Below are 1189 nucleotides of genomic sequence, written 5' to 3' on the forward strand. Positions count from 1 at the left end.
TTGACGTCCCCCCACTGCCTAAAGGCAGGGGATTCCCACTACTGGCGATGCACGTCCGCATCGGAGAATGTTCAACGCAGCATTGGTATCACGATCATGCTCGACACCACAGTCACTGCAGGTCCACGCTCTTATTCGCAGTCCCGCGATACCTTTCGGCCGCGTCGTGCTGTCTTTCGACCCACACGCCGAACAGGACTGGGTAGAACCGCTTTCGTCCACTTTCGCGAACGTGGCCCCGTGCGCCATCGCCTTGTAACGGAGCTTGTCCCGGAAGGACGACCAGGATGCGTCGTAGACACTTTTGGCCAGCCTGGTTCTGGCGAGTTTCGAGGCCGACACGTTGCCGGCCGCGATGTAATCGAAACGCCGCACCAGATCGAGCGCGAGTTTATGTTGGAAATCGGCACGGGCATTCGCGACCTTGGCGTGCAGCTTCGCGATATGCCGCTTGTGCTTTCGCGCCCGTTGCGCTTTCGCCAGTTTCTCGGCCGCGCGTCGGCCAAATTGGTCGTTCGGCAGTTTCTCGCCGGTCGAAAGTGTGGCGAAGTCTTTCAGGCCGAGATCGATGCCGACACCGGAACGGATCGGGCGCGCCTGAACATCGGGCATTTCGATCACGATGTTGAGGAACCAGTTGCCGCGCGCATCCTGCGCAAAATTGGTTCCGTCCTTGATCTTGCCGTCGGGAAGCGGGCGGCTGCTGAACACACGGATCGTATTGCCGGCAAAGCGGAACGCGTCACCCTCGCGTTTCAGGTCGCGGCCCTTCAGCGGCACCCAGCCCAGCGATTTTCTGCCGCGATAGCGCAAGTAGGGGCGACGGTGCTGGCTGCGCGACTTCGCGTATTGCTCGCATGTTGCGTTGACCGTGCCGGAATGGATGCCGAGTTCCTTGCTACTGCCGGTCGTCAGCACGTTCAGGTCGAAACCCGTCGGCCACTTCTTGCTCCACTTGAGCGCGTGCTTCTGCGTGTCATTGCAGAAGTTCCACACGTAGTTCACCGCACGGCTCTGCTTGTTAAGGAGTCCGTGGAGCGACTTCACCCGGTAGCGGTAGACAAGGATCATGCCGGTCATTGTAGCGTTGGAATGCCGTCTGTCGACGGCGCTCCTTTCCTCCCCGCCATGCGCCCCGAAGGAAGTCCCCTTGGGGGAAATGGCGAGGTTTCTCGGAGCAACTGATGAA

At 60.2% G+C, this 1189-nt stretch carries 1 protein-coding gene; it reads right to left on the reverse strand.

What is annotated here, in order from left to right; translation table 11 throughout:
- Positions 1–18: 18 nt before the first annotated feature.
- Positions 19–1071: an RNA-guided endonuclease TnpB family protein gene (locus tag DIE23_RS38995; RefSeq protein WP_124618192.1), complete on the reverse strand. Its 1053-nt coding sequence runs from the start codon at positions 1069–1071 to the stop codon at positions 19–21.
- Between the last annotated feature and the right edge of the window lie 118 nt (positions 1072–1189).

Origin of the sequence: Burkholderia sp. Bp9143, assembly GCF_003853645.1 — a bacterium.
In the GTDB taxonomy this organism is placed as follows: domain Bacteria; phylum Pseudomonadota; class Gammaproteobacteria; order Burkholderiales; family Burkholderiaceae; genus Burkholderia.